This is a genomic window from Streptomyces sp. NPDC008092, assembly GCF_042957285.1.
In the GTDB taxonomy this organism is placed as follows: domain Bacteria; phylum Actinomycetota; class Actinomycetes; order Streptomycetales; family Streptomycetaceae; genus Streptomyces.
On the sequence record NZ_JBIBHY010000021.1, the window covers coordinates 63,470 to 84,281 of the forward strand.

At 71.1% G+C, this 20,812-nt stretch carries 17 protein-coding genes and 1 pseudogene; 10 read left to right on the forward strand and 8 right to left on the reverse strand.

Annotation, left to right across the window (positions count from 1 at the left end; translation table 11 throughout):
- Positions 1 to 10: 10 nt before the first annotated feature.
- From ACFZB3_RS44750 to ACFZB3_RS44760, 3 genes are all read right to left on the reverse strand, one after another.
- The gene (locus ACFZB3_RS44750) at positions 11 to 835 is read right to left on the reverse strand and encodes an ABC transporter permease (RefSeq protein ID WP_391388441.1); all 825 of its coding nucleotides are present in this window, start codon (positions 833 to 835) and stop codon (positions 11 to 13) included.
- Complete coding sequence (locus ACFZB3_RS44755) at positions 835 to 1,764, reverse strand: ATP-binding cassette domain-containing protein (protein WP_391388443.1); 930 nt, start codon at positions 1,762 to 1,764, stop codon at positions 835 to 837. The genes ACFZB3_RS44750 and ACFZB3_RS44755 overlap by 1 nt, the downstream gene beginning before the upstream one ends.
- A 195-nt stretch (positions 1,765 to 1,959) precedes the next feature.
- Positions 1,960 to 3,126 carry a serine hydrolase gene (locus tag ACFZB3_RS44760; protein WP_391388446.1) on the reverse strand — a complete coding sequence of 389 codons (1,167 nt, stop codon included), beginning with the start codon at positions 3,124 to 3,126 and terminating at the stop codon, positions 1,960 to 1,962.
- 302 nt (positions 3,127 to 3,428) lie between these two features.
- On the opposite strand from ACFZB3_RS44760, the gene ACFZB3_RS44765 reads away from it, so the two are divergent.
- On the forward strand, positions 3,429 to 5,129 hold the full coding sequence (locus tag ACFZB3_RS44765; protein WP_391388449.1) for a sigma-70 family RNA polymerase sigma factor: 1,701 nt from the start codon (positions 3,429 to 3,431) through the stop codon (positions 5,127 to 5,129).
- On the opposite strand, the gene ACFZB3_RS44770 is transcribed toward ACFZB3_RS44765, so the two are convergent.
- Together ACFZB3_RS44770 and ACFZB3_RS44775 are read right to left on the reverse strand one after the other, a co-directional pair.
- Positions 5,111 to 5,806 (reverse strand): glycerophosphodiester phosphodiesterase family protein, encoded by a 696-nt coding sequence (locus ACFZB3_RS44770; RefSeq protein WP_391388452.1) that lies wholly within the window; start codon positions 5,804 to 5,806, stop codon positions 5,111 to 5,113. The genes ACFZB3_RS44765 and ACFZB3_RS44770 overlap by 19 nt on opposite strands.
- 22 nt (positions 5,807 to 5,828) lie before the next feature.
- Positions 5,829 to 7,052 (reverse strand): annotated as a pseudogene (locus tag ACFZB3_RS44775) (adenosine deaminase).
- A 26-nt stretch (positions 7,053 to 7,078) separates the two neighbouring features.
- On the opposite strand from ACFZB3_RS44775, the gene ACFZB3_RS44780 reads away from it, so the two are divergent.
- Positions 7,079 to 7,819: a DUF4190 domain-containing protein gene (locus ACFZB3_RS44780; RefSeq protein WP_391388455.1), complete on the forward strand. Its 741-nt coding sequence runs from the start codon at positions 7,079 to 7,081 to the stop codon at positions 7,817 to 7,819.
- Between the two features lie 60 nt (positions 7,820 to 7,879).
- Here ACFZB3_RS44780 and ACFZB3_RS44785 read toward each other — a convergent pair whose 3' ends face one another.
- Entirely contained in the window at positions 7,880 to 8,452 is a 573-nt protein-coding gene (locus ACFZB3_RS44785) for an NADAR domain-containing protein (protein ID WP_391388457.1), read from the reverse strand.
- A gap of 208 nt (positions 8,453 to 8,660) precedes the next feature.
- Here ACFZB3_RS44785 and ACFZB3_RS44790 point away from each other — a divergent pair, with 208 nt between their 5' ends.
- The 8 genes from ACFZB3_RS44790 (at position 8,661) to ACFZB3_RS44825 (ending at position 18,426) form a co-directional block, all read left to right on the forward strand.
- Complete coding sequence (locus tag ACFZB3_RS44790; protein WP_391388460.1) at positions 8,661 to 10,196, forward strand: aminobutyraldehyde dehydrogenase; 1,536 nt, start codon at positions 8,661 to 8,663, stop codon at positions 10,194 to 10,196.
- Between the two features lie 52 nt (positions 10,197 to 10,248).
- The gene (locus ACFZB3_RS44795; protein ID WP_391388463.1) at positions 10,249 to 11,484 is read left to right on the forward strand and encodes an extracellular solute-binding protein; all 1,236 of its coding nucleotides are present in this window, start codon (positions 10,249 to 10,251) and stop codon (positions 11,482 to 11,484) included.
- A 7-nt stretch (positions 11,485 to 11,491) separates the two neighbouring features.
- Positions 11,492 to 12,637: a polyamine ABC transporter ATP-binding protein gene (locus tag ACFZB3_RS44800; RefSeq protein WP_391388466.1), complete on the forward strand. Its 1,146-nt coding sequence runs from the start codon at positions 11,492 to 11,494 to the stop codon at positions 12,635 to 12,637.
- Positions 12,637 to 13,569: an ABC transporter permease subunit gene (locus tag ACFZB3_RS44805; protein WP_391388469.1), complete on the forward strand. Its 933-nt coding sequence runs from the start codon at positions 12,637 to 12,639 to the stop codon at positions 13,567 to 13,569. The genes ACFZB3_RS44800 and ACFZB3_RS44805 overlap by 1 nt, the downstream gene beginning before the upstream one ends.
- Positions 13,570 to 14,370: an ABC transporter permease subunit gene (locus ACFZB3_RS44810; protein ID WP_391388471.1), complete on the forward strand. Its 801-nt coding sequence runs from the start codon at positions 13,570 to 13,572 to the stop codon at positions 14,368 to 14,370.
- A 32-nt stretch (positions 14,371 to 14,402) separates the two neighbouring features.
- Positions 14,403 to 15,830, forward strand: a complete 1,428-nt coding sequence (locus tag ACFZB3_RS44815; protein ID WP_391388473.1) for an FAD-dependent oxidoreductase — start codon at positions 14,403 to 14,405, stop codon at positions 15,828 to 15,830.
- Between the two features lie 157 nt (positions 15,831 to 15,987).
- Positions 15,988 to 16,434: a hypothetical protein gene (locus ACFZB3_RS44820; protein ID WP_391388475.1), complete on the forward strand. Its 447-nt coding sequence runs from the start codon at positions 15,988 to 15,990 to the stop codon at positions 16,432 to 16,434.
- Positions 16,435 to 16,650: 216 nt separating this feature from the next.
- Positions 16,651 to 18,426 (forward strand): carbohydrate binding domain-containing protein, encoded by a 1,776-nt coding sequence (locus ACFZB3_RS44825; protein ID WP_391388619.1) that lies wholly within the window; start codon positions 16,651 to 16,653, stop codon positions 18,424 to 18,426.
- Here ACFZB3_RS44825 and ACFZB3_RS44830 read toward each other — a convergent pair.
- Both ACFZB3_RS44830 and gabT read right to left on the reverse strand, forming a co-directional pair.
- Positions 18,365 to 19,222: a phosphatase PAP2 family protein gene (locus tag ACFZB3_RS44830; RefSeq protein ID WP_391388478.1), complete on the reverse strand. Its 858-nt coding sequence runs from the start codon at positions 19,220 to 19,222 to the stop codon at positions 18,365 to 18,367. The two genes, ACFZB3_RS44825 and ACFZB3_RS44830, sit on opposite strands and share 62 nt — an antisense overlap.
- A 222-nt stretch (positions 19,223 to 19,444) precedes the next feature.
- Positions 19,445 to 20,779: a 4-aminobutyrate--2-oxoglutarate transaminase gene (gene gabT, locus ACFZB3_RS44835; RefSeq protein WP_391388481.1), complete on the reverse strand. Its 1,335-nt coding sequence runs from the start codon at positions 20,777 to 20,779 to the stop codon at positions 19,445 to 19,447.
- Between the last annotated feature and the right edge of the window lie 33 nt (positions 20,780 to 20,812).

The following is a 20,812-nucleotide window of genomic DNA, read 5'->3' on the forward strand; positions in this document are numbered from 1 at the left end:
CCGGCCCGGGTCAGACGTCGGTCCTGACCAGCCGGTACGCCGCCCCGGCCAGGGTCAGGGCCACCCAGCCGGCGAAGACGGCGATGCCCGCGCCGGGCGACAGGGCGTCGGAGGACTGGTGCAGGGCGTACACCGCCTGGCCCGCGTTGCTCGGGAAGTACGGGCTGAGGGTGTCGTACCAGGAGTCGGGCAGCAGCGAGGCCAGACCGGGCAGGATCAGCAGGATGCCGACCAGGGAGGCGATGGCCCCGGCGGAGTTGCGCAGCAGCACGCCCAGGGCCACGCCGAAGACGGCGACCAGACCGAGGTAGAGGCCCGCCCCGGCCAGGCTGCGCAGCACCCCGTCGTCGCCGAGCGACAGGGAGATCTTCTCCCCGTCCAGGCCCGGCGAGCCGAGACCGAACGCGGCCAGCGCGCCGAGCGTGGCGAGGACCAGCGCGATCGGGCCGATCACGGCGGCCTTCGACCACAGCACCGGCAGCCGGCGCGGGACGGCGGTGAGCGTGGACCGGATCATGCCGGTGCTGTACTCGCCGGCCGACAGCAGCACCCCGAGCACGCCCACGGCCAGCGACGCGAACGTCACCCCGGTCAGGGCCAGGCTGACCGCGTCGCTGTCGCCGGTGTTCCGGCCGGGCGGGCCGCCCGCCGCGGCGCCCGCGGTGTAGGTGTAGCTGGCGATCGTCCCGAACAGGACCAGCAGGAACACGGCGACCGCGAGGGTGATCCAACTGGAGCGCAGCGACCAGAACTTGGCCCACTCCGAGCGCAGCACCCGGCCGCCGGAGACCTTGTACGCCGTCGGGCGGGCGGGGGTGATGCTGGTGACGGTCATCAGGCGGCCTTTCGTGCGGTGCCGGCCGGAGCGCTCTGGTACTCGACCACGTCCCGGGTGAGGTCCATGAACGCCGTCTCCAGGGAGACGGCCTGCGGGGTGAGTTCGTACAGCGGTACGCCGTGCAGGGCGGCGAGCGTGCCGATCTCCCGGGCCTCCCGGCCCGCGACCAGCAGCTCCTCGGCGGACGAGGAGGTGATCGTGACGTCGGGCCCGGCCAGCAGCGAGCGCAGCTTCGCGGGCTCGCCGGTGACGACCTTCACGCCACCGCCGCCCGCCTCCCGGGTGAAGTCCTCGACCGTGGTGTCCGCGAGCAGCCTGCCCCGGCCGATGATCACCAGGTGGTCGGCGATCAGCGCGGTCTCGCTCATCAGGTGCGAGGAGAGCATCACGGCCCGCCCCTCGTCGGCCAGTTGGCGCAGCAGGTTGCGGACCCAGAGCACGCCCTCGGGGTCGAGGCCGTTGACGGGTTCGTCGAGCATGACTATCGCCGGGTCGCCGAGCAGCGCGGAGGCGATGCCGAGCCGCTGGCCCATGCCGAGCGAGAAGGCACCGACCCGCTTGCCGGCCACGCTCGTCAGCCCGGCCAGCTCGATGACCTCCTCGACCCGGCTGCGCGGGATGCCGTGCGTGTACGCGAGCGCCATCAGGTGGTTGACCGCGCTGCGCCCCGGGTGGACGGACTTGGCCTCCAGGAGGGTGCCGATCTCGTGCAGGGGCGCCGAGTGCCGGGCGTAGGAACGGCCGTTGACGGTGACCGAGCCGTGCGTGGGGGCGTCCAGGCCGACGATCATCCGCATGGTGGTGGACTTGCCGGCGCCGTTGGGGCCGAGGAAGCCGGTCACCTCGCCCGGCTTCACGGTGAAGCTCAGCCGGTCGACGACGGTCTTGTCGCCGTAGCGCTTCGTCAGTTCGCGCGCTTCGATCATGGATCTGGGCCTTCCTGCCTCGCACTCGGCCGCGGCCGGTCCCGGCGCGGTGTCCGTTGTCGACGGTAGGAGCGGGCAGGCCCCGGGCCCTGGGACCCCGGGGGAATCTTCGGCGGGGGACTGGTACCGGGGTACCAGGGCGGCGTCCTCACTGCGGCGGACGGTGCGCCGCTTCCCCCGGCACCCCGGCCCGGCCTACTTGAGCGCGGCCAGCGCTATCCGCTCGGCGACCGGGTTGGTGTCCTCGCCCTTCGCGTCGGTCGCGTTCACGGAGTAGACGAGGGTCCGGCTCAGGTCCCGGGTCCCGGCGACGACCGCGCTGTAGCCGTACCGGGAGCCCGACTTGACCCAGTACACCCGGCCGCCGTAGGCGAAGCGCTGGAGCCCGGCGCTGTAGGTGGCGCCCTCGATGCCCGCCGGGACCGTGAACATCTCCTCCAGCTGCGGTCCCGGCGGCACGATCCGTCCCCGGAAGAGGGAGGTGAGCAGCCGCTCCAGGTCCGCGGTGGTGGAGATCATGTCCCCGGCCGCGAACCGGTCCGCCTGGTTCCACTCGGTGACGTCCAGGAACGCCGTCGTCCCGTCGGCCTTCGTCACCTTCTGGTAGCCGTGGTTGTGCGGGCCGCGGATCCGCGGATCGGTGCCCGGGAAGTAGGTGTCCCGCATCCCGGCGGGCCGCAGGACCAGCCGCTCGGCCACCGAGGCGTACGACCGCCCGGTCACCTTCTCGATCAGCAGCCCCAGCACGGTGTAGTTGATGTTGAGGTAGTCCTGCTGCGTTCCCGGCGCGAACTCCGGCCCCTTCGCCACCGCCGACCGCACGACCTGCTCCGGCGTGAGCGTGTCGAAGCGGTGCGCGTACTGCGCCTCGAAGGAGTCGCCCCAGCCGTCGCCCGCCCGGATGCCGCTGGTGTGGTTCAGCAACTGCCGTACGGTGATGGGCCGGAAGGCCCGGGTGAACAGGCCGGGCAGGTAGCGCTGGACGGGCCGGTCGAGGTCGATGCGCCCCTGCGCCGCCAGTTCCAGCACGGTGGCCGCGGTCACCACCTTCGTCGTGGAACCGGCCCGGAAGCGGGCGTCCGGGTCGGCCGGCCGGCCGCTCGCCAGGTCGTGCACGCCGGCGCTGCCGCGCCAGACACCGTCGGTGCCCCCGACCCGCACCAGCGCGGCGGTGGCGTCCGCGTCGGGCAGCCCGGCGAGAGCGGCGCGCAGCGCGTCCGCGTCCGGGCCGGTGCCGTCCGGGGCGGTGGCGGGGGCGGCGGCGGGGACCGATGCCGCGACGGCGGGGACCGCCAGCGGTCCGGCCGCGAGGGCCAGCACGAGCGAGGCGGCGAGGACGGTACTCCGGGTACGGACACGCATGCGCGGGCTCCAGGGGAGAGGAGGAAAGGGGCAGGGGGGGAGAGCACGGGTGGGGGGACCCGGCCATCCTCCGGGGGCACGGAGGCCGGCCGGATCGTCGGTGAGGAGGGCGTGCGCCCCTGAGACGTCACCCATCAACTGCTCCTGAAAATAGGGGAGTTAATGGGGGCGGCCCCTAGGGGGAAGGAGTCGGTGCGAGAACCGGGGCGAAAAAAAGTGTTATCGCGGAGCCCCGTACTCCGTCTCCACACTGTGATCCCCGACATTGCCAAGGCCGCCGCTCCGGCTGAGAGGGTGCGGTCATGAGGACGGACGTGCCGGTGTCACGGCAGTGGCGGGCCACGGTCGCGGCCGCGCAGGCCGGCGACCGGCGCGCGCTGGACGAACTGGTCGAGGGCTGGCTGCCGTTGGTCTACAACGTGGTCGGCCGCGCCCTCAACGGCCATGCCGACGTCGACGACGTCGTCCAGGAGACCATGCTGCGCGCCGTCGACAACCTCGGCACCCTGCGCGACCCGGACAGCTTCCGCTCCTGGCTGGTGGCCATCGCCATGCGGCAGATCCGGGACCGGGCGCGCCGCAGACAGGACCGGAAACTGGACGAGGCGGTCCCGGACGGTGCCGCCGACTTCGCCGAACTCACCGTGCTGCGGCTCCAGTTGGAGGGCCAGCGGCGGGAGGTCGCGGAGGCCGTGCGCTGGCTGGACGCCGAGGACCGGCAGCTGGTGTCGCTGTGGTGGCTGGAGGTCTCGGGCGAACTCACCCGCCGCGAACTGGCCGCGGCCGTCGGCATCAGCCGGCAGCACGCCGCCGTGCGCGTCCAGCGCATGAAGGAGCGGCTGGAGACCTCGCGGGGGATCGTGCGCGCGCTGGACGGGGCCTGCCCCGCACTGCGCGAGCTGACCGGCCGCTGGGACGGGCGGCCCGACTCCGTCTGGCGCAAGCGGCTGGCCCGGCACATCCGCGGCTGCGGCTACTGCGGCGACGCCCGCGGCTCCGTCGTACCGGCGGAACGCCTGCTGGTCGGGATCGCCCTGGTGCCGGTCCCGGCCGGTTTCGTCCTGTCGCCGGCGCTCGGCGCGAAGACGGCGGCCGCGGCCGCGGGCGGTTCCGCGTCCGCCGGCTGGTCGGCGAAGGTGCTGGGCGCGCTGGCCAAGCCTGCGGTGGCGGTGACCGCCGGGGCGACGATCGTGGCGGGCGGCGCGTACGTCGTCGTACGGACGCCGCACGACCCGGCGCCGCGGGCCGCGGTGTCGCCGACGGCGGCGGGCACGCGCGCGGTGCCGCAGGCCCCGGTCACCGCGCCCTCGCCGTCCCCTTCCACTCCGCCGTCCGCGCCCGCGTCCGCGTCCCCGTCGGCTTCGGCGAGCGCGGGGGTCTACGGCTCGGTCGTCGACGCGGTCGACCCGGCGCCGGACCCGGACGCGAAGCCCGGTGCGCTGCCGCATCGGCCGGAGGCCGGGATCACCAGCACGGGCGGGGCGCACGCCGTCCTGAACCACCGCGGGGACAACGTCACCCTCTCCGGTCAGGGCTATGTGCTGGTCCGCTGGCAGATCTCACCGCAGTACCGGTCCGGGAGCCTGGTCGTGCCGAGCTGGACCGGGCTGAAGGGGAGGATCTTCCATGTGGCGTCGGGAGGCGGGCGGCGGATGGACGACCGGGTGAGTTCGACGGACACGTCCGCGACGGGGATGGGCAGCTCGGCGACCGGGTACGACGTGCTGCCCGCCGGCGCCCAGCAGATGTGGCAGAACGAGTACTACTACGTGGACGGCAGCGTGACGCTCACCGTGAACGAGCGGGGGGCCGACTACGGGGTGAGCGTCTTCCCGTCCTCCTGGGACGCGGTGGAGAAGGACGTGCTGTCCGGGCCTCCGGAGGGGGCGATCCGGTACGGGCTGGTGCGGGACGACGGGACGGATGCGGCGCCGGTTCCGCAGTATGTGACGCGGGAGACGCCGGACGATCCGGCGACGGTGCCTCAGAAGTCGGTCGTGTAGCCGCGCACGGCGTTGAGCACGTCCACCCGGTTCGTGGTGATCGAGTCGACGCCCATGTCCAGCAGGCGGCGCATCGAACGGCGGGTGTCCGGGGTCCAGCAGGAGACCAGGCAGCCGCTGCGGTGGACGTGTTCGGTCAGGGCGCGGTCGAGCAGGGCGAAGCGGTAGTTCAGGTAACGGGGGCGGATCACGTCCAGGAGCGCGGGGCGGACCGGTGCCAGGGTCTTGCGGGTCAGGGCGATCTCGGCGGACGGGGCGGCCGCCCGGACCGCCAGCATCGCGACGGCGTCCCCCGTGTAGTAGACGCGGTCCGTCGCGTCGCACTCCCGGGCCACGGCCACGATCCTCGCCACCGCCCGCTCGCCCGGGTCGCCGGGCAGGTCGAGCATCACCCGGCTGCCCTCCGTCGCCGCCAGCGCCTCGGCGAGGGTCGGGACACCGCCCGCGGTGAGGCCGCGCACCTCGTCGGCCGACAGGGAGCGCAGCGGGCGGTCGTGCTCCCACAGACGCTTGAGCGTGTCGTCGTGCAGGAGGACGGGAACGCCGTCACGGGTGAGGCGGACGTCGGTCTCCACCGCGTCCGCGCCCCGGCGGAGCGCGGAACGCAGGGAGTCGAGCGTGTTCTCGCGGAAGCGGTAGGGGTCGCCGCGGTGGGCCACGGCGGTCACGGTCTGCATGAGCCCATGGTCTCAGGGCTCGTCAGGGGGCGAGCCACGCCTTCGTGTAGGCGTCGATCTCGGCCGAGATCCTCGCCTTGCCCGCGAGGTCCAGGAACGACGCCTCCACCGCGTTCTTCGCGAGGTCCGCGAGGCCGCGCTCGTCGAGGGCGAGGAGACGGGCGGCGACCGCGTACTCGTTGTCGAGGTCGGTACCGAACATCGGCGGGTCGTCGGAGTTGACCGTGACCAGCACACCGGCGGCCACGAAGTCCTTGATCGGGTGCTCTTCGAGGGTGCGGACCGCGCGGGTGGCGATGTTGGAGGTCGGGCACACCTCAAGGGCGATGCGGTGCTCGGCGAGGTGGGCGAGGAGCTTCGGGTCCTGCGCGGAGCTGGTGCCGTGGCCGATGCGCTCGGCGCGCAGGTGGGTCAGCGCGTCCCAGACCGTGCCGGGGCCGGTGGTCTCGCCCGCGTGCGGGACGGAGCGCAGGCCGGCCGCGATCGCCCGGTCGAAGTACGGCTTGAACTGCGGCCGGGGCACGCCGATCTCGGGGCCGCCGAGACCGAACGAGACCAGGCCCTCCGGGCGCAGCCGGTCGTCGGTCGCCAGCCGGACCGTCTCCTCGGCGGCCTCCAGACCCGCCTCGCCCGGGATGTCGAAGCACCAGCGCAGCACCGTGCCGAACTCGGCCTCCGCCGCCTTCCGCGCGTCCTCGATCGCGTCCATGAAGGCCCGCGCGTCGATCCCGCGCCGGGTGGAGGAGAACGGGGTGACCGTCAGCTCGGCGTAGCGCACCTGCTGGCGGGCGAGGTCGCGGGCCACCTCGTAGGTGAGCAGCCGTACGTCCTCGGGCGTGCGGATCAGGTCGACCACCGACAGGTAGACCTCGATGAAGTGGGCGAAGTCGGTGAACGTGAAGTAGTCGGCCAGGGCCTCGGGGTCGGTCGGGACCCTGGAGTCGGGGTGCCGGGCGGCCAGTTCCGAGACGATGCGGGGGGAGGCGGAGCCGACGTGGTGGACGTGCAGTTCGGCCTTGGGCAGTCCGGCGATGAAGGCGTGCACATCGTTCGTGCCGCGTGCGTCGCGCAGGACGGCGGGGTCGGTGTGGCGGTCGGTCAAGGGTTCCTCCCCGGAACGGCGCGGGCCGCCCACGGCGGGGTACGGCCGTGGGGTCCGACGCGGTGATCGGCTGATCGGTGATGCGAGGTCATCGTAGGCCGGACCGGAGTTCGACAGGACAGAGCCGTAGCATGACGGCGGCATGCGGTCGGGAGAGGGGACATCGCGAGATGGCTGACGAAGCGCCGGAGACTCCGCAGGTACGGCTGGACAAGGGGGAGGGAGCCGGGGAGGGGGCCGGGCCGGAGGCGCCGGTGGTACCGCCGTCGGTCCATGACCAGCGGACGGTCGCGGCGGTCCCGGGGCCGGACGGCTCCGCAGGCGCGGCGCCGCAGGGCTGGGCCAACCCCTTCGCCGCGCCCTCCGACACACCCCCGGCTCCGCCGGTGAACCCCTTCGCGGCGCCGGACCCCGCCGGACCGCCGCCCAACCCCTACGCCCCGCCGGCACCGCAGCGGCCGCAGAGCGCGGCGGTCCCGCCACCGCCGATCGCCCCGAACGGGCCGGGACCGGTCCCGTACGGCTACCCCGGCGCCGCCGCGCCCGGCGCCCCGGTGCCGGGGTACGGCTATCCCGGGCAGCCGCTGCCGTCCTATCCGGCCGGGCCCGGAGGCTACGGGGGGTACGGCGGCTGGGCCGGGATGCAGCCGATGCCGAACAACGGGCTGGGGACGGCCGGCATGGTGACCGGGATCATCAGCGCGATCGGGTTCTGCCTGGCGCCGGTGGCCCTGGTGATGGGAGTGCTGGCGATCGTCTTCGGGTCGATCGGGCGGGCCCGGGTGAAGCGGGGGGAGGCGACGAACGGCGGACAGGCGCTGGCCGGGATCATCTGCGGGTCGGCGGGGCTGGTGCTCGCGGGCGCGTTCATCACGCTGATCGTGGTGGCGGGGAGCCAGGGGAACCAATAGAGGCCGTCGTCCGGGTGCGGGTGCGGGTGCCTGGGGGTCGGGCACAGGCCCCCGCGCCTCTCAGACGGAACCAGTCCCCTCTCTCACCAACCGCTCCCGCGCCTCCATCAACGCGAATCCCAGCAGGTTCAGCCCCCGCCACCGCTCCGGATCCTCCGCCCCCGCGTCCTTCGCCGCCAGGCCGATCCCCCACACCCGGTCCACCGGGCTCGCCTCCACCAGGACCCGGTCGCGGGTCGCCAGCAGAAAGTCGCGCAGACCGGCCGCGGCGGCGAACTTGTGGACGCTGCCCTCGGTGACGATGCCGAAGCGCTCCCGCTGCCATGTCGCCTCGTCGAAGCCCCGGACCAGTCGGCCCGCCTTCTTCGCCTCGGCGGGGTGTCCCGCCGCCAGGACCGCGCGCTCCGCCTCCGCGTCCCCGAAGAGCCGGGCCTTTCCCGCCATCATCCAGTGCTCGGCAGTCGCGTACTCCACACCGTCGACCACGAAGGGTGACGGCCACCACTGGCTCAGGCAGCTCGCCGAGACCTGCCCGTCCGGCCTCGGCCGGTGTCCCCAGAAGTGCAGGTACCTGATCCTGGCCCCCGCCCGGACCGCCCTGATCAGGGCCTCCACAGAATCGATCTCCGCCATGCACGCCAGTCTGGCAGCCACCACTGACACTCCGTCCTGCCTTTTCACTGCCGACTCGACACCTGGTCGACAGATTCCGTCGCGTAACCAAAAGGCAACAACGGAATCACTTGTTGGTCGCCCCCTGCTCTGTCAGGATCGGCAGTCAAATCGAGCTGGAGCTACGCCACCCGCCTCTCGGACGGGGTGACGGCGGAGGAGAAGCGACATGGACAACCCGGGCACCGCCACCCCGGAGACCTTCCCCGCGCAGGAGCGGCTCGCGGGCGGCGCGCAGTACATCGCGGGCCGGTTCGCCAAGGGCACGTCAGGCCGTACGCACGCCGTCGTCGACCCCGCCACCGGCGCGGAGGTGTACACGTACGAGCTGGCCGGCACCGAGGACGTCGACCGGGCCGTGGCCGCCGCACGGGAGGCCTTTCCGGGCTGGGCCGCGACGACCCCCGGCGACCGGTCCGACGCGCTGCACCGGTTCGCCGCCGTGCTCGCCGACCGCGCCGAGGAATTCGCCCGCGCCGAGTCCCTCCAGTGCGGCAAGCCGCTGAAGCTCACCCGCGAGTTCGACGTGCCCGGGACCATCGACAACACCGCCTTCTTCGCGGGTGCCGCCCGGCATCTGCAGGGCCAGGCCGCCGCCGAGTACTCCGGCGACCACACGTCGTACATCCGCCGTGAGCCCATCGGTGTCGTCGGTTCCATCGCGCCCTGGAACTATCCGCTCCAGATGGCCGCCTGGAAGATCCTCCCGGCGATCGCCGCCGGCAACACCATCGTGCTCAAGCCGGCCGAGCTCACCCCGCTCACCTCGCTGCTCTTCGCCGAGGCCGCCACCCTCGCCGGTATCCCGGACGGTGTGATCAACATCGTCACGGGGACGGGCAAGGAGGCCGGTGAGCACCTCGTCGGGCACCCCGACGTCGCCATGACCTCCTTCACCGGGTCCACCGGTGTCGGCAAGCGGGTCGCCGAGGTCGCCACCGCGACCGTCAAGCGGCTCCACCTGGAGCTCGGCGGCAAGGCGCCCTTCGTGGTCTTCGACGACGCGGATCTGGAGGCGGCCGTCAACGGGGCCGTCGCCGGTTCGCTCATCAACACCGGGCAGGACTGCACCGCCGCCACGCGCGCGTACGTGCAGCGGCCGCTCTACGAGGCCTTCGTGGAGCGGACGGCCGCCCTGATGGAGACCGTGCGGCTCGGGGACCCGTTCGCGCCCGGCACCGACCTCGGACCGCTGATCTCGCACGCCCAGCGGGACCGGGTCGCCGGATTCGTCGAGCGGGCGCGCGGCTACGCGCGCGTGGTGACCGGCGGGGAGGCTCCCGGAGGGGAGCTGAAGGCCGGCGCGTACTACCGGCCGACCCTGGTCGCCGACGCGCCGCAGGACAGCGAGATCGTCCAGTCCGAGATCTTCGGACCGGTGCTGGTCGTTCTGCCGTTCGACAGTGATGATGAGGGGATCCGGCTGGCCAACGACACCCCGTACGGTCTGGCCGCCTCCGCGTGGACCGGTGGCGTCTACCGGGCGAACCGCGCGACCCGAGAGATCAAGGCGGGGTGCGTGTGGGTCAACGACCACATCCCGATCATCAGCGAGATGCCGCACGGCGGCTACAAGGCGTCCGGCTTCGGCAAGGACATGTCGGCGTACTCGTTCGAGGAGTACACCCAGGTCAAGCACGTTATGTTCGACAATACGGCGGTGTCGCGGAAGGACTGGCACCGCACGATCTTCGGGGACCGATAGTCACAGCTCCGGCCGCTGACCCCGGCCACCTTCCCGAAAGGGCATCAAGCGTATGAGGCAGTACGAGCCCGACCGCCTGACACCGGTCGAAGTGACCGCCATGCGGCGCAGTCTCCGTCATGGCAGGGCCGCCCTGGCCCGCCGGTCGTTCCTGGGCGGCGCGCTCGCGGTGGGCGGCGCCGGGGCGCTGAGCGCCTGCGGCATCCCCGCGGCCGGCAAGTCCCAGGGCGGGGTCTCCGCCGACGACCACTCGGCCACGGAGAAGGTCGTCAACTTCTCCAACTGGCCCGAGTACATCGACGTCGACGACAGCGGGAAGAACCATCCGACCCTCGACGCGTTCCGCAAGCGGACCGGGATCACGGTCAAGTACACCGAGGACATCAACGACAACGACGAGTTCTTCGGCAAGATCCAGCCGCAGCTCGCCGCCGGCCAGGACACCGGCCGGGACCTGATCGTCCTCACCGACTGGCTGGCCGCCCGCATGATCCGGCTCGGCTACGTCCAGAAGCTGGACGCGTCCAACCTGCCGCACGCCTTCGCCAACCTGTCGGACCAGTTCCGCAGCCCCGACTGGGACCCGGGCCGCGCCTACTCGTACGTGTGGCAGGGCATCTCCACGGTCGTCGCCTTCAACAAGAAGGCGCTGAACGGCGTCGAGGTGAAGTCGGTCTCCGACCTGCTCGACAACCCCGCGCTCAAGGGCCGGGTCGGCCTGCTGACCGAGATGCGCGACACCGTCGGCATGACCATGCTCGACATGGGCATCGACCCGGCGAAGTTCACCGACGACAACTACGACGCGGTGATCGCCCGCCTCCAGAAGGCCGTCGACAAGGGCCAGATCCGCCGCTTCACCGGCAACGACTACACCTCGGACCTCAGCAAGGGCGACCTGGCCGCCTGTGTCGCCTGGGGCGGCGACATCGTGCAGCTCCAGGCCGACAACCCGGACGTCTCCTACGTCATCCCGGACAGCGGCTACATGACGTCGACCGACAACCTGCTGATCCCCAACAAGGCGCGCCACAAGACGAACGCCGAGCGGCTCATCGACTACTACTACGAGCCCGAGCAGGCCGCGGAACTCGCCGCCTACATCAACTACGTCAGTCCGGTCGCGGACGTGCAGCCGTACCTTGCCAAGATCGACAAGACGGCGGCGACCAACCCGCTGATCGTTCCCGACAAGGCCATGCAGGCCAAGTCCCGTGCCTTCCGCTCCCTGAGCTCGAAGGAAGAGACGGCCTACCAGCAGAAGTTCGCGAAGCTCACAGGGGCGTGACGACACCATGACGACAGACAGCAGCGGCGACGTCCGCCTCACCGGCATCGGCAAGACCTACGACAACGGCTTCACCGCCGTACAGCCGATGGACCTGACCGTGCCGCAGGGCTCCTTCTTCGCCCTCCTCGGCGCCTCCGGCTGCGGCAAGACCACCACCCTGCGCATGATCGCGGGGCTGGAGGAGCCGACCACCGGCACCGTGCACCTCGGCGACCAGGACGTGACCCATCTGCCGCCGTACAAGAGGCCGGTGAACACGGTCTTCCAGTCCTACGCCCTCTTCCCGCACCTCGACATCTTCGAGAACGTCGCCTTCGGCCTGCGCCGGCGCGGCATCAAGAGCGTGAAGAAGCAGGTCGAGGACATGCTGGAGCTGGTCCAGCTCGGCGAGCAGGCGCGCAAGAAGCCGCACCAGCTCTCCGGCGGCCAGCAGCAGCGGGTCGCGGTGGCCCGGGCGCTGATCAACCACCCCAAGGTGCTCCTCCTTGACGAGCCGCTCGGCGCCCTCGACCTCAAGCTGCGCCGCCAGATGCAGCTGGAGCTCAAGCGGATCCAGACCGAGGTCGGCATCACCTTCGTGCACGTCACGCACGACCAGGAGGAGGCCATGACCATGGCCGACACGGTCGCCGTGATGAACGCGGGACGCGTCGAGCAGCTCGGCTCGCCGGCCGACCTCTACGAGAACCCCAACACCACGTTCGTCGCCAACTTCCTCGGCACCTCGAACCTGATCGAGGCCGAGGTCGACACGAAGAACGGCGACGACATCATCCTGAAGGCGGGCGGCGGCAAGCTGGTGCTGCCCGAGGCGCGATGTTCGGCGCCGACCGCGACCGGCGGCAAGGTGCTGGTCGGGGTCCGGCCGGAGAAGATCTCCCTCACGCACGCGGACGACGCGGGCTCCATCCCCGAGGGCCGCAACCGCATCACCGGCAAGGTCGCCGACGCCAGCTTCATCGGCGTCTCCACGCAGTACGTCATCGACAGCGCGGTCTGCCCCGAGTTCGCGGTGTACGTGCAGAACGTCGAGCGCGACGGGCGGCTCGTCCCCGGTGCCGACGTCGTCCTGCACTGGAGCCCGGCCCACACCTTCGGCCTCGACGCAGCCCAGGACATCGACGCCGGCACCGAGGAGGAGGCCGCCTGATGGCCACGCTCTCCGAGGCGCCCCCGCCGCCGGCGGTCGCCGAACCCGAGACGAAGAAGGCCCCGCGCAGGCGCGGCAAATGGACTCCCTACTGGCTGCTGCTGCCCGGCATCCTCTGGCTGGTCGTCTTCTTCGCGCTGCCGATGATCTACCAGGGGTCCACGTCCATCCAGACGGGCTCCCTGGAAGAGGGCTACAAGGTCACCTGGCACTTCGCGACCTACTGGGACGCGCTGAGCGAGTACTGGCCGCAGTTCCTCAGGTCCGTCTTCTACGCCGCCGCGGCCACGGTCCTGTGCCTGGTGCTCGGCTACCCGCTGGCCTACCTCATCGCCTTCCGCGCGGGGCGCTGGCGGAACCTGATCATGATCCTGGTGATCGCGCCGTTCTTCACCAGCTTCCTGATCCGCACCCTGGCCTGGAAGACGATCCTCGCCGACAACGGTGTGGTCGTGCACACGCTGAACTCGCTGCACATCCTGGACCTCACCAACTTCCTCGGCTGGACGGCCGGTGACCGGGTCCTCGCCACCCCGCTCGCGGTGGTCTGCGGCCTGACCTACAACTTCCTGCCGTTCATGATCCTGCCGCTCTACACCTCGCTGGAGCGGATCGACGGACGGCTCCACGAGGCCGCCGGCGACCTGTACGCCAAGCCGTGGACGACGTTCCGGAAGGTCACCTTCCCGCTGTCGATGCCGGGCGTGGTCTCCGGCACGCTGCTCACCTTCATCCCGGCCGCCGGTGACTACGTCAACGCCGAACTCCTCGGCTCGACCGACACCCGCATGATCGGAAACGTGATCCAGACGCAGTTCCTGCGCATTCTCGACTACCCGACGGCCGCCGCGCTCTCCTTCATCCTCATGGCCGCGATCCTCGCCATGGTCACCCTCTACATCCGCCGGTCCGGGACGGAGGATCTGGTCTAAATGCCCTTCGTCAAGTGGTTCAAGAAGAATCTCGTCGTCATCGCGGGAATCCTCACCCTCGGATATCTCCTGCTGCCGAACGTCGTCGTCACGGTGTTCTCCTTCAACAAACCGAAGGGGCGCTTCAACTACGAATGGCAGCAGTTCTCGCTGGACGCCTGGAAGCAGCCGTGCGGGGTCGCCGACATGTGCGGCTCGCTCTCCATCAGCCTCCGGATCGCCGCCCTGGCGACGATCGGCGCCACCGTCCTCGGCACGATGATCGCCTTCGCACTGGTCCGCTACCGGTTCCGCGCCCGCGGCGCCGTGAACTCGCTGATCTTCCTGCCGATGGCCATGCCCGAGGTCGTCATGGCCGCCTCGCTGCTCACCCTGTTCCTCAACATGGGCGCCCAGCTGGGCTTCTACACCATCCTGATCGCCCACATCATGTTTTGCCTCAGCTTCGTCGTCACCGCGGTCAAGGCGCGTGTGATGTCGATGGACCCGCGCCTTGAGGAGGCGGCCCGCGACCTCTACGCCGGACCGGTGCAGACGTTCGTCAGGGTCACCCTCCCCATCGCGGCCCCCGGAATCGCGGCGGGCGCGCTGCTGTCCTTCGCGCTCTCCTTCGACGATTTCATCATCACCAATTTCAACGCGGGCTCCACCGTCACCTTCCCCATGTTCGTCTGGGGTTCGGCACAGCGCGGCACGCCCGTCCAGATCAACGTCATCGGTACGGCCATGTTCCTGGTCGCCGTACTGTTCGTCCTGGCATCCATGCTCATCAACAACCGCCGCAACAGGCAAAAGGCATAACCCTTAGTTGACTCTGTAGGGAGTTGAAAATCATGGCCCCAAGCGCCATGAGCCGTCAGGCAGATTGGACCAAGTCTCTTTCCGAAGCACAGCCGGTCCCGTACTGGCTGGAAGACCCCGGCAAGCCCCACCCCGAGCCCGCGCTGACCGGCGCCGACACCTGCGACCTGCTGGTCGTCGGCGGCGGCTACAGCGGGCTGTGGACCGCGCTCAACGCCAAGGAGCGCGACCCCGGGCGCGAGGTCGTCCTGCTGGAAGGCCACGAGGTGGGCTGGGCCGCCTCGGGACGCAACGGCGGCTTCTGCGCCGCCTCCCTCACCCACGGGCTGCCCAACGGGCTCGCCCGCTGGCCCGAGGAGATCCACCGGCTGCAGGAGCTGGGCCGGCGCAACCTCGACGAGATCGAGGCCGCCGTCGCCCGGCACGGCATCGACTGCGAGTTCGAGCGCACCGGCGAGATCGACGTCGCCACCGAGACCTACCAGGCGTGGGAACTCCGCGACTGGCACAAGCAGCTGGAGCAGCGGGGCCTCGCGGACGGCATCGAGTTCCTCGACGCCGACGCGGTCCGCGAGCAGGTCGCCTCGCCCACCTTCGAGGCGGGCCTGTACGACCGGCGCGGCGTGGCCATGCTGCACCCGGCCAAGCTCGCCTGGGGCCTCAAGCAGGCCTGCCTCGCGCTCGGCGTCCGGGTGTACGAGCACACGCCCGCCCTCGCCCTGAAGGCCTACGGCGCCGGCATGGCCGTACGCACCCCGTACGGGGCGGTCCGCGCCCGGCAGGTCGCGCTCGCCACCAACATCTTCCCGAACCTGCTCAAGCGGGTCCGCGCCTACACCGTCCCGGTCTACGACTACGCCCTGATGACCGAACCGCTCACCGCCGAGCAGCTCGGCGCGATCGGCTGGAAGAACCGGCAGGGCCTCGGCGACTCCGCCAACCAGTTCCACTACTTCCGGCTGTCCGCCGACAACCGCATCCTGTGGGGCGGTTACGACGCCGTCCACCACTACGGCGGCCGGGTGCGCCGGGAGTACGACGACCGTCCGGAGACCTACGCCAAGCTCGCGGGGCACTTCTTCACCTGCTTCCCGCAGCTGGAGGGCGTCCGCTTCACGCACGCGTGGGGCGGCGCGATCGACACCTGCTCCCGCTTCTCGGCGTTCTTCGGCACCGCGCACCAGGGACGGGTCGCGTACGCGGCCGGGTACACCGGCCTGGGCGTCGGCGCCAGCCGGTTCGGCGCCGACGTGATGCTGGACCTGCTGGCCGGGGAGGAGACCGAGCGCACCCGCCTGGAGATGGTCCGCAAGAAACCGCTGCCGTTCCCGCCCGAGCCGTTCGCCTGGACCGGCATCGCCCTCACCAAGTGGTCCCTGGCCCGCGCCGACGCGCACGGCGGCCGCCGCAACCTGTGGCTGCGGACGATGGACCGGCTGGGGCTGGGCTTCGACAGCTGAGCCCGGCAGAGTGGTCCGGTCCGGCCGCGGTCCGGGCCGGAGTGTGATCCAGTTCACTCCAACGGGGCGGGGAAACCCGCGTAATGCCCCCGGAAGACCTCCCTCTCTCCTCGTGACGCGAAGCCCGCGTCGACGACTGAGATGGGGAGGTCTTCTGATGACTGGGGCGAAGACGGCGGTCGAGTGGCTGGTATCCGTGGCGCCGGATCCCGAGGCCTGCCGCTGGGAATGGGAGCGCAACCCGCGAGGGGTCGCGCTGCTGCCCGCCGGCAGGGCCTGGGACGTACTGATCCTGCCGGGCGAGCTCGGCTATCCGACCCTCGACGTGCTCACCCGCGTCCTCGACCAGCCGGGGCCCGTCCTGGCCGACTTCGGGGACAACCGGGTGGGCTTCTTCGTGCCGCCCGGCACGGCCGCCCGCTGGCTCGGCACCGGGATCCGCACGGCGGGCGCCGGCACCTGGATCGTCGTGCCGTATCCCGGGCGGTCGACCCAGGGGGTGCGATGGCTGGTGGCGCCGGACGGGTCGGGGACGCTGACGGATCCGGCGTTGCTGGAGCTGGCGATGCATGAGGCTGCCGCCGGCTTGGCCGACGGTGACTAGGCGCCGTTCGTGTCCGGGCCGGTGGGTGGGTGCGGCGCCGTTGTGGCTGGTCGCGCAGTTCCCCGCGCCCCTGAAGGGGCGCGCTGTCTCCGGGCGGTTGTAAAGAGCCGCAGCTCTTGACAGGTGAATTGGTCTGGACCAAGTTGAGTGCGCACCCCACCTCCAAATCCCCCATCCCCGGAGGCACTTGTGGTTCGCGCGAGACCTGTCCTCACCATGCTCACGGCCGCGTTGCTGGCCGTGCCCGGTATCACCGCGCTCTCGTCGGCCGCCCGTGCGGCCGACGCGGACCTCGCCGTCAACGGCGGGTTCGAGGCGGGCCTGTCCGGCTGGACCTGTACGGCGGGCAGCGGTACGGCGGTCAACTCACCCGTGCACAGCGGGGCTTCTGCGCTGCAGGCGACCCCGGCCGGCAGTGACAACGCCCAGTGCGCGCAGACCGTGACCGTCAAGCCGAGCTCGCAGTACACGCTGTCCGGTTACGTCCGCGGCTCCTACGTCTACCTCGGCGCGAGCGGCACCGGCACCACCGACGTCTCCACCTGGACCCAGTCCGCCCCCGACTGGCAGAAGCTCACGACCACCTTCACCACTGGCGCCTCGACCTCCAAGGTCACCATCTACACCCACGGCTGGTACGGCACCGGCGCCTACTACGCCGACGACGTGTCGCTGGTCGGGCCGGGCGCCTCCGCGGGCCAGCCGCCGGCCGCGCCCACCGGCCTCACCGCCGGCACGGTCACCTCCTCCAGCGTGGCCCTCGCCTGGACCGCGGTCACCGGCGCGACGAGCTACGCGGTCTACCGGGACGGGGTGAAAGTCCAGACGGCGACCGGGACCTCGGCCACCGTGGCCGGGCTGAACCCGTCGACGGCGTACAGCTTCCAGGTCACCGCCGTGAACGACGCCGGCGAGTCCGCGAAGTCGGCCGCGGTGACGGCCACCACGACCGCCGGCTCCTCCGGGGGCTCGGGCAGCCTGCCCACGCACGCCCTGGTCGGCTACCTGCACGCCTCCTTCGCCAACGGTGCCGGGTACACCCGGCTCGCCGACGTCCCCGACAGCTGGGACGTCATCGACCTGGCCTTCGGTGAACCGACCTCGGCCACCTCCGGGGACATCCGCTTCAACCGCTGCCCGGTCACCGAGTGCGCGAACGTGGAGAGCGACGCCGACTTCAAGGCGGCGATCAAGGCCAAGCAGGCGGCCGGCAAGAAGGTGCTGATATCCATCGGCGGCGCCAACGGCCAGGTGCAGCTGACCACCGCGGCCGCGCGGGACACCTTCGTCTCCTCCGTCTCGAACATCATCGACACCTACGGCCTGGACGGCCTGGACATCGACTTCGAGGGCCACTCCCTGTCGCTGGACGCGAGCGACACCGACTTCAAGAACCCGACGACCCCGGTGATCGTCAACCTCATCTCCGCGCTCAAGACCCTGAAGGCCAAGTACGGGTCGAAGTTCGTGCTGTCGATGGCGCCCGAGACGTTCTTCGTGCAGATGGGCTACCAGTACTACGGCACCGGCAAGTGGGGCGGCCAGGACCCGCGCTGCGGGGCGTACCTCCCGGTCATCTACGCCCTGCGCGACGACCTGACCCTGCTGCACGTCCAGGACTACAACTCGGGCTCGATCATGGGCCTGGACAACCAGTACCACTCCATGGGCGGCGCCGACTTCCACATTGCCATGACCGACATGCTGCTGACCGGCTTCCCGGTGGCGGGCGACGCCAACAACGTCTTCCCGCCGCTGCGCCCCGACCAGATCGCGATCGGCATGCCGGCGTCGACCAACGCGGGCAACGGCTACGTGGCCCCGTCCGAGGTCACCAAGGCCCTGGACTGCCTGACGAAGAAGACCAACTGCGGGTCGTACGCCACCCACGGCACCTGGCCGGCCCTGCGCGGCCTGATGACCTGGTCGATCAACTGGGACCGGTTCTCGAACTGGGAGTTCCAGAAGAACTTCGACGCGTACTTCGGCTGAGCAGCAGCCGCAGGGACGTCAGCAGGACGGTGGCCAGGCACCAGCTGGCCACCACGTCCAGCGGCCAGTGGTAGCCGCGGCGGACCAGGCCGTAGGAGACGCCGAGGACCAGGGCCGCGCAGACGGCGACGGTGGTCCGGCGGGCGGCGGCGGACGTGAGCCAGGGGAGGAGGAGCAGGGTCGCGGAGCCGTACGCGATCGCCGCCGTCGCCGTGTGGCCGGAGGGGAAGTAGCCGACCGCCGGGGGGACGACAGGGGTCCCCGGGCGGGCCGTCCAGTCCTTCACCGGCACGATGATCGCCGGGACCACGGCCATCAGGACGGCGGCGGCCGTGGGCGGCAGCCACCAGCGGTCTGTACCAGTGGCGCGGCCGCGCCGGGCGGCGTACGCGATGACGAGCACCAGGACCGGGACCGCGACCTGCACGTTCCCGAGGTCGGAGAGGAGCTCGGAGAACCGGTCCGGGTGGACGAGTGCGCTGCTCAGGCGGCTGTCCAGGCGGAGCAGCGGGCCATGGGCCACGACCTGCCAGGTGATCAGCGCGAAGAGGAGGGCCGGCAGGCCCAGAAGTCCCAGGAGTCCCAGGAGGGGAAAGCGAAGGAAGGAGGTCGGCCGCCCCGGAACAGGGGGGGTGGTTCCGGGGCGGCCGTCCGGATCGGAACGCCGCGCGCCCCGGGGGGTTTGGGGCGGGCGACCGTCCGATCGGTGAGGAGATCCGGAGCCGGTGGCCCCGGTTGTGTGCGCGAGGGCACGACCAGGTCGAAGCTGGGGAGGCCCCGGCCTGAAATCGCCCACAGTCCCCTGTGGGCGGGGTGTATCTCTCATCTGAGTAGAACCTACGGCAGGGTCCGGTGCGGCGACAGGCGGATTCGCGTCCCGTCATGCACCTCGCACACCTTCTTCACACGGCCTGACGGGGGCCGCCCCAGCCTCCCGTATCACGCCAGGTGGGAGGGGCGGGGCGGCGGTGGCACACGGGTTCGAGACCCTTTGCGCGCGCTGTGGGAAGCCTGTGGCTCAGATCCGCGCGAAAGCCTGCTCGATGATGTCGAGGCCCTCGTTGAGGAGGTCCTCGCCGATGACCAGCGGGGGCAGGAAGCGGAGCACGTTGCCGTAGGTGCCACAGGTCAGGACCAGCAGTCCCTCCTGGTGGCAGGCCTTGGCGAGGGCCGCGGTGGCCTCCGGGTTCGGCTCCTTGGTGGTGCGGTCCTTGACCAGCTCGATGGCGATCATCGCGCCCCGGCCGCGGACGTCGCCGATGACGTCGAACTTCTCGGCCATGGCGGTCAGCCGCGGCTTCATGATCGACTCGATGTGCTTCGCCTTGGCGTTGAGGTCGAGCTCCTTCATCGTCTCGATGGCCCCGAGCGCACCGGCGCAGGCGACCGGGTTGCCGCCGTAGGTGCCGCCCAGGCCACCGGCGTGCGCGGCGTCCATGATCTCGGCACGGCCGGTCACGGCGGCCAGCGGCAGACCGCCGGCGATGCCCTTGGCGGTGGTGATCAGGTCCGGGACGATGCCCTCGTCCTCGCACGCGAACCACTGGCCCGTACGGCAGAACCCGGACTGGATCTCGTCCGCGACGAAGACGATCCCGTTGTCCTCGGCGAACCGGCTGATCGCCGGCAGGAAGCCCTTGGCCGGCTCGATGAAGCCGCCCTCGCCGAGCACCGGCTCGATGATGATCGCGGCGACGTTGTCGGCGCCGATCTGCTTGCTGATCTGGTCGATGGCCTGGGCGGCGGCCTCCGGCCCCGCGTTCTCCGGGCCGGTGAGCCAGCGGTAGGCGTAGGCGACCGGGACGCGGTAGACCTCGGGGGCGAACGGACCGAAGCCGTTCTTGTACGGCATGTTCTTCGAGGTCAGCGCCATCGTGAGGTTGGTGCGGCCGTGGTAGCCGTGGTCGAAGACGACGACGGCCTGGCGCTTGGTGTAGGCGCGCGCGATCTTCACGGCGTTCTCGACGGCCTCGGCGCCGGAGTTGAACAGCGCGGACTTCTTCGCGTGGTCACCCGGGGTGAGCTCCGCGAGGGCCTCGGCGACCTCCACGTAGCCCTCGTACGGGGTGACCATGAAACAGGTGTGGGTGAAGTCGGCCAGCTGGGCGCTCGCGCGGCGTACGACGGCCTCAGCGGAGGCACCGACGGAGGTCACGGCGATGCCGGAACCGAAGTCGATGAGACGGTTGCCGTCGACGTCCTCGATGATCCCGCCACCCGCGCGCGCGGTGAAGACGGGCAGCACCGAGCCCACACCCTGCGCCACCGCGGCGAGACGGCGGGCCTGCAGTTCCTGCGACTTCGGGCCGGGGATGGCGGTGACGACGCGGCGCTCCTGCGGAAGTGCGGTCATGAGGGCTCCCTGATGAGTGGTGCGAACCGATGC

What these genes read in the sequence shown, in the direction of transcription:
- ACFZB3_RS44750 (WP_391388441.1), bottom strand. Translation starts at nt 835, where the DNA reads ATGACCGTCACCAGCATCACCCCCGCCCGCCCGACGGCGTACAAGGTC.
- ACFZB3_RS44755 (WP_391388443.1), bottom strand. Translation starts at nt 1,764, where the DNA reads ATGATCGAAGCGCGCGAACTGACGAAGCGCTACGGCGACAAGACCGTC.
- ACFZB3_RS44760 (WP_391388446.1), bottom strand. Translation starts at nt 3,126, where the DNA reads ATGCGTGTCCGTACCCGGAGTACCGTCCTCGCCGCCTCGCTCGTGCTG.
- ACFZB3_RS44765 (WP_391388449.1), top strand. Translation starts at nt 3,429, where the DNA reads ATGAGGACGGACGTGCCGGTGTCACGGCAGTGGCGGGCCACGGTCGCG.
- ACFZB3_RS44770 (WP_391388452.1), bottom strand. Translation starts at nt 5,806, where the DNA reads ATGCAGACCGTGACCGCCGTGGCCCACCGCGGCGACCCCTACCGCTTC.
- ACFZB3_RS44780 (WP_391388455.1), top strand. Translation starts at nt 7,079, where the DNA reads ATGGCTGACGAAGCGCCGGAGACTCCGCAGGTACGGCTGGACAAGGGG.
- ACFZB3_RS44785 (WP_391388457.1), bottom strand. Translation starts at nt 8,452, where the DNA reads ATGGCGGAGATCGATTCTGTGGAGGCCCTGATCAGGGCGGTCCGGGCG.
- ACFZB3_RS44790 (WP_391388460.1), top strand. Translation starts at nt 8,661, where the DNA reads ATGGACAACCCGGGCACCGCCACCCCGGAGACCTTCCCCGCGCAGGAG.
- ACFZB3_RS44795 (WP_391388463.1), top strand. Translation starts at nt 10,249, where the DNA reads ATGAGGCAGTACGAGCCCGACCGCCTGACACCGGTCGAAGTGACCGCC.
- ACFZB3_RS44800 (WP_391388466.1), top strand. Translation starts at nt 11,492, where the DNA reads ATGACGACAGACAGCAGCGGCGACGTCCGCCTCACCGGCATCGGCAAG.
- ACFZB3_RS44805 (WP_391388469.1), top strand. Translation starts at nt 12,637, where the DNA reads ATGGCCACGCTCTCCGAGGCGCCCCCGCCGCCGGCGGTCGCCGAACCC.
- ACFZB3_RS44810 (WP_391388471.1), top strand. Translation starts at nt 13,570, where the DNA reads ATGCCCTTCGTCAAGTGGTTCAAGAAGAATCTCGTCGTCATCGCGGGA.
- ACFZB3_RS44815 (WP_391388473.1), top strand. Translation starts at nt 14,403, where the DNA reads ATGGCCCCAAGCGCCATGAGCCGTCAGGCAGATTGGACCAAGTCTCTT.
- ACFZB3_RS44820 (WP_391388475.1), top strand. Translation starts at nt 15,988, where the DNA reads ATGACTGGGGCGAAGACGGCGGTCGAGTGGCTGGTATCCGTGGCGCCG.
- ACFZB3_RS44825 (WP_391388619.1), top strand. Translation starts at nt 16,651, where the DNA reads ATGCTCACGGCCGCGTTGCTGGCCGTGCCCGGTATCACCGCGCTCTCG.
- gabT (WP_391388481.1), bottom strand. Translation starts at nt 20,779, where the DNA reads ATGACCGCACTTCCGCAGGAGCGCCGCGTCGTCACCGCCATCCCCGGC.